The sequence below is a fragment of the Ectopseudomonas composti genome, assembly GCF_001567565.1.
Taxonomy (GTDB): Bacteria; Pseudomonadota; Gammaproteobacteria; order Pseudomonadales; family Pseudomonadaceae; genus Aquipseudomonas; species Aquipseudomonas composti_A.
Genome location: NZ_LSSW01000005.1, coordinates 1 through 1,762, shown reverse-complemented (window position 1 = coordinate 1,762; position 1,762 = coordinate 1). Strand labels below are relative to the sequence as shown.

At 58.3% G+C, this 1,762-nt stretch carries 2 protein-coding genes; both read left to right on the top strand.

The features are described from left to right. Window positions 1-89: 89 nt before the first annotated feature. Window positions 90-296, top strand: a complete 207-nt coding sequence (locus tag PCLY_RS01010) for a major capsid protein (RefSeq protein ID WP_061237388.1) — start codon at window positions 90-92, stop codon at window positions 294-296. A 147-nt stretch (window positions 297-443) separates the two neighbouring features. Beyond that, a partial coding sequence (locus PCLY_RS24725; RefSeq protein ID WP_156458543.1) for a hypothetical protein occupies window positions 444-1,762 on the top strand: 1,319 nt, incomplete at its 3' end.

Here is a 1,762-nt window from a genome sequence, read left to right as displayed (position 1 = left end):
TCCGAACTGCAAGGCGAAGCGATGATTCTCTTCTCTGTCGTGTTCGGGTTCCTCGTCCTGAAAAAAGTCCTGAAATCGAGGTAACAACCATGAAACACATCCGCACCCTGCGCCGTTCGCTCGGCGTTTGCGCCGCTGTCGGCCTGCTGGCCACTCAACAGGCCTACGCCGCCCTGCCAGCCGAAGTGAGCACCGAACTGGGCAACACCAAGACCGACGTTGTCGAGCTGGGTGGCCTGGTCCTCGTCGTGCTGATCGCGGCTGCCGCGTTCAAGTACATGCGCCGTGCCATGTAACCCAGCAACTGCACGTATGTGCCGAAGCAAGCAAAGCCCCGCCTCGGCGGGGTTTTCTTTTCCGGATACCGCCATGAACTATCAACTTTTCGTGCTGATCATCACCGTCCTGGCGCTGTATCTCGTGTTCTTTGGGCGGGTTTAACGATGAACAAGCCAGGTTTATTACTTCGACTACTGCTGGTCCTGGGCCTTATGGGGTGGGGGCAGTTTGGTTTTGCTTCGACAATCACCTATTGGACTGGAAGCAACTTATCTCGCCACTCATCTGGCTCCGCTGCCTGCAAATCCTACAACTCCACGGCCATTTTCATTCAGGAAACCACTACGGTCGGTCGCTGCGAGCTTCCTGGCGCTATGTTCATTGCTCAGGTCAATCGCGCTACGTTGACTTGCCCGAATGGGGATAACGGTTCTTTCCAGTGCAATGCTTCCTGCGACCCGCCCAAACAAATAGTGGACGGCCAGTGCGTAACGCCTGAGCCCAACAAATGTGAATCGTCAGTCGGCACCAATGTCGGCCACCAGCATCGGCTGGGTGAGTTCACCGGGAGAGGTGTCGTCGGTGCCCGGATCGATCCCCCGGGCGTGGTCTGTGATGGCGGCTGCCAATACGCCTCGACCCAGCAGCCGCCCACTAGCGTTACTCGGTTCGTCAATGGTGACCCCAGCGGGGTTTTCGCGACCTACACATACAAGGGCAATGGGGTTTCTTGTACCGGTGGCGATGCCATCCGTTCACGGCCTACCGACGGCACCCCGACAGCTGAGAAAAGCAGCGAGTGCACGAACAAAGTAGTTCACGCCGATGGCAGCCAAACCTACTCGTGCAATTCGGCGGAAAAGTACACCGACATTGGCAACATGAACTGCGGCCAGTTCGAAGCCGGTGGTGAATATCGCTGCGAGCCGAAAGCCCCCAGCCCAAAGATGACCGACAAAACCACCGAGGTTGAGGTCACCGAAAAAACCAATCCGGACGGTTCAAAAGACACCACAACCACGACCACCACGACGACCACCAATTGCAGTGGTGTGAATGCGTGCTCAACCAGCACCACCACCTCAAGCACCACCAGCCACACCAAGTCGGACGGCACTCCGGGTGGCGAGTCCACCACCTGTACCGGCGCGGGCTGTCCTGACTCGGACGGCAAAAGCCAGGAAGAGCGCGAACAAGAGCAGGAAGAGGAAAGCGAAAGCTCCGTGTCTGGTGGCCAGACCTGCGAAGCCGCGCCGGTGTGCGAAGGCGATGCCGTCCAGTGCGCCATCCTCAGTCAACAGTACGAGGCCCGCTGCGACTTCGAAGAGGCCAACGACTTTGAAGAGAACAAAGACGCCATCAAGGGCCTGCTGGAAGGCGATCAATTCGACCTGCAGGAAGGCCAGGGTGATATCGACGTGCCGTCCTTCATCAGCCAGGGCACCCGCTTTCTGACCCCGTCCTGCCCACCTGATCGCGTCAT

Excerpts from the sequence above, each read along its gene's own strand:
- PCLY_RS01010 (WP_061237388.1), top strand. The coding sequence starts at position 90 with ATGAAACACATCCGCACCCTGCGCCGTTCGCTCGGCGTTTGCGCCGCT.